Here is a 3,714-nt window from a genome sequence, read left to right as displayed (position 1 = left end):
GCACCACCGCGGGCACCTACGACCACTACTTCTTCCAGTTCCTGGTCGGCGGCGACGTGTTCTTCTCCCTGTTCAAGGTGGTGGTGTTCGTCCTGATCGCCGCCTTCATCCAGTGCTACTACGGCTTCGTGGCCTCCGGTGGCCCCGAAGGTGTCGGGGTCGCGGCGGGACGCGCGATCAAGATGGTCATCGTCGTGATGGTCTTCACCAATCTTTTTCTCACCCTTGCGATCTGGGGCATCGACCCCGGATTCCGGATCTCGGGATAGGTCGATCGGATGATTCTCGATCCCAGTGGCCGCGGGCCGACCGGTCGTCAGCTGACCGTCGCGGGCCTGGCCATGGTGTCCGCCGTCGCGGCCGCGCTGTATCTGCTCGGTCTGCGCTACAACGGCGAGTTCGAAGACACGGTGGTGGTCGGCGCCGAGCTGACCAGCACCGGCGACGGACTGCCGCAGCGCGCCGACGTGAAGTATCGCGGCATGGTCGTCGGCGTGGTCGGTGACGTGGCGATGGTCGCCAAGGGCGAACGCCAGCACGCCACCTTCGAGCTGAAACCCGGTATCGCCGAGATGATTCCGGATACGGTGACCGCGCGCGTCGTGCCGGACAATATCTTCGGCGTCTCCTCGATCCAGCTGGTCGACAACGGCGCCGCCACCGGAACTCTGCGCGGCGGGCACACCATCCATCAGGACACCAGCGCCGAGACGATCCGGCTGCAGTCCACGCTCAATACCCTGCGCGATGTGCTGGCCACCATCCAGCCGGAGAAGCTCGGGCGTGTGCTGGCCACGCTGTCCGCGGCCCTCGATCCGAGCGCCCGGGTACCGGGCTCGACAGTGGAGCGGCTCGACACCTGGCTCACCACGATCCACCAGATTCCCGAAATCGGTGATCTGCTCAGCAATTTCGGGCAGGCCGCCACCGCGCTGAGCCAGTCGGCGCCCGAGCTGGTCGGCGTACTGGCGGACTCGGTGATCTCCGCGCGCACCCTCAACGAACACCGGACCCAGCTGGTCGAGCTGCTCACCCAGGGCAATTCCGCGGTCGAGGCCGTGAACAGTCTCTTCGCCGCCAACCCCGATTCCGGCAAGGAGCTGGTCTCCGGACTGGACGGGCTGCTCGGCGGCATCGCCAAGGATCCCGGTGCGCTCCAGTCCGCCGCGGCCAATCTCAACGTGTCGCTGCGCAAACTGCAGCAGACCTTCACCTTCGGTCCACGCAAGCAGATGGCGTGGCGGATGGATGTGTCGTTCACCCCGTTCCAGCAGTACACCGCCGAGGATTGCCCGCGCTACGGCGAGATGACCGGACCGCGGTGTGGCGGACCGACCGTGCCCGACGTCGCGCCCCCGCAGGAATACCCGGCGCAGATGCTGCCGCAGCGCCTCGAGGCGGCCGGTCCCGCACCGGTGCTGCCGTCGGTGCCGGGACTGCCCGCGCTGCCGAACATCTCGGTGCCCACCCTTCCTGGGCTGCCCGCGATTCCCGGTTTGCCCGCCATCCCCGGGATCACCGCGCCCGCGGCGGCGACCGATCAGCCGCAGGCCGCGCAACCGCGCAGCCTCACCGGCGTGGCCGCGGTGTCCGCGCTGGTCGGCGGGCGACCGAACTTCACCCAACTGCTGCTGCTCGGCTCGATCATCGGCACCGTCCCCCTCGTCCCCGACACCGAAGGTGGCCTGCGCCAGTGAAATACACCAAGCCACTGGTCGGTTTCAGCTTCTTCGTCGTGCTGACCACCGTGCTCACCTACACGATCTGGTCGACCCTGCAACGCAGTGTCCCCGGCAACACCAGCACGTACTCCGCGGTGTTCACCGACGTCCTCGGGCTGCGGGTGGGCGACGACGTGCGCATGGCCGGTGTGCGGGTCGGACGCGTCGACAAGATCGACTTCACCCCCGAGTACACGGCCAAGGTCGACTTCCGTATCGAAGCACGTCAGCATCTGACCGATACGACGAAAGCCCTTGTCCGGTACCAAAATCTCATCGGGCAGCGCTACATCGCTCTGGCTCCTGGCGACGGCGCGGGCACCGTGGTACCCGTCGGCTCCCAGATTCCGCTCGACCGCACCGAGCCCTCGTTCGACGTCTCGACACTGTTGTCCGGGTTCGAGCCGCTGTTCAGCGTGCTGCAACCCGACCAGATCAACTCGCTGTCGGAAACGCTCATCCAGGCGCTCCAGGGCAACGAGGTGTCGCTGGCGGCGCTGATCACCCAGGCCGCCCAGCTGGCGAGCACCTTCGGTGAGCGCGACCAGATCCTGGGCGATGTCCTGAGCAATCTCAGCTCTGTGCTCGCCGGGCTGGCCAAGCGCAGCGGCGAGCTGGAAACCCTGATCACCCAGACCCGCAGCCTGATGGACGGGTTGTACGCCGAAGGGCAGTCGTTGAAGAGTTCCGTGGAACGCGTTGCGGGAGCGACGAACTCGCTGGTCTCGCTGATCGGCCAGGTCAAACCCGGCATGGGCGCCGCCCAGCGCGACGCCACGACCGGTGTGATGATGCTGCTGTACAACGGAGCGGCCTTGGATCGTGGCGCCGTCGAGCTGCCCGACTTCCTCAATGGTGTCGCCCGCTTCACCAGCTACGGCACCTACGGCAACGCCTACATCTGCCGACTGGATATCTCGCTCTGGGGAGTGGTGCTGCCCGAAGGCCTGTTCTCGCAGGTCGGCGGCAACTCGCAGTCGGGGGTGTGCCGATGAGGCGGCCCCGTGTTCCGGAGTTCTGGCGGCGCAACAGGTACCTGCGACTCGGCCTGTCCGCCGCGCTGGCGGTACTGCTGTTGCTGGGCGGCTCGAGCCTGCTCGCCCAGGTCCGGCTGGGCGACAAGACGATCGATGCCGAGTTCGCGCAGGCAGCGGGCTTGCGGGCAGGTGCGACGGTCGACATCGCCGGTATCGAGGTCGGCGCGGTTCAGGCGGTGCGGCTGGTCAACGACAAGGTCGAGGTCGCGCTGCGGATCCGCGGCGACATCCGCCTCGGCCCCGACGCGCGCGCCGCGATCAAGATGTCGACCATCCTCGGGCGGCTGCACGTGGACCTGCACCCCGGCAACGGAAAAGGGCTGCCCAGCAACAGGATCGCACTGGAGAACACCTCGGTGCCCTACAACCTGAGCAAGGTGATCCAGGACCCGAAATACACCTCCTCGTTCGAGCGCATCGAACGCATCGACGCGAACAAGCTGCGCACCGCCCTCGATGTGCTCAACACCCAGCTCGGCGACTCACCCGCCCTGGCGGTGCAGGCACTCGACAGCATCGGCGCGCTGGCCCAGGTGATCAACAGCAGGCGCGATGAGGTCGACACGTTGCTGAAGAGCATGGACCAGGTCTCCCAGCTCGTCTCAGACAATCGCAACAGCGTGCTCCTGCTGTTGACCAGGGGCGAGGCCATCGGCGCCGCCGTCCAGCAGCGCCAGACCCTGCTCACCCAGCTGCTCGACAATGTCGCCGCGATGTCGAAACTGCTGCAGGACATGGGCATCGAGAACAACGGCGAGCTGGGTCCGCTGATCCAGAACCTCAACACCATGGCCGACGGGTTGACCAAGAACAAGGAGAACCTGGACCGGCTCTACGAGATCACCCCGGTCGCGTTGCGCCAGTTCAACAACGTGGTCGGCAACGGACCCTACGGCGAGATCTGGGCGCCGTGGATCTTCCCGGACAACTGGCTGTGCTTCGCCCAAGCCGTACAG

At 66.6% G+C, this 3,714-nt stretch carries 4 protein-coding genes; all 4 read left to right on the top strand.

All coding sequences use genetic code 11. The features are described 5' to 3' along the window. Positions 1-269 (top strand): ABC transporter permease (locus tag ACFWPJ_RS27370; protein WP_378855550.1); only part of this gene is annotated, 269 nt, incomplete at its 5' end. Between the two features lie 9 nt (positions 270-278). Continuing rightward, entirely contained in the window at positions 279-1,697 is a 1,419-nt protein-coding gene (locus tag ACFWPJ_RS27365; RefSeq protein WP_378855548.1) for an MCE family protein, read from the top strand. Then, positions 1,694-2,716, top strand: coding sequence for an MlaD family protein (locus ACFWPJ_RS27360; protein ID WP_378855546.1), 1,023 nt, complete (start codon positions 1,694-1,696; stop codon positions 2,714-2,716). The genes ACFWPJ_RS27365 and ACFWPJ_RS27360 overlap by 4 nt, the downstream gene beginning before the upstream one ends. Then, positions 2,713-3,714 (top strand): MlaD family protein (locus ACFWPJ_RS27355; protein WP_378855544.1); only part of this gene is annotated, 1,002 nt, incomplete at its 3' end. The genes ACFWPJ_RS27360 and ACFWPJ_RS27355, both read left to right, overlap by 4 nt.

Origin of the sequence: Nocardia sp. NPDC058497, from assembly GCF_042720195.1 — a bacterium.
Classification (GTDB): domain Bacteria; phylum Actinomycetota; class Actinomycetes; order Mycobacteriales; family Mycobacteriaceae; genus Nocardia.
This window is presented reverse-complemented; position numbering and strand designations above follow the sequence as displayed.

Excerpts from the sequence above, each read along its gene's own strand:
- ACFWPJ_RS27365 (WP_378855548.1), top strand. The coding sequence starts at position 279 with ATGATTCTCGATCCCAGTGGCCGCGGGCCGACCGGTCGTCAGCTGACC.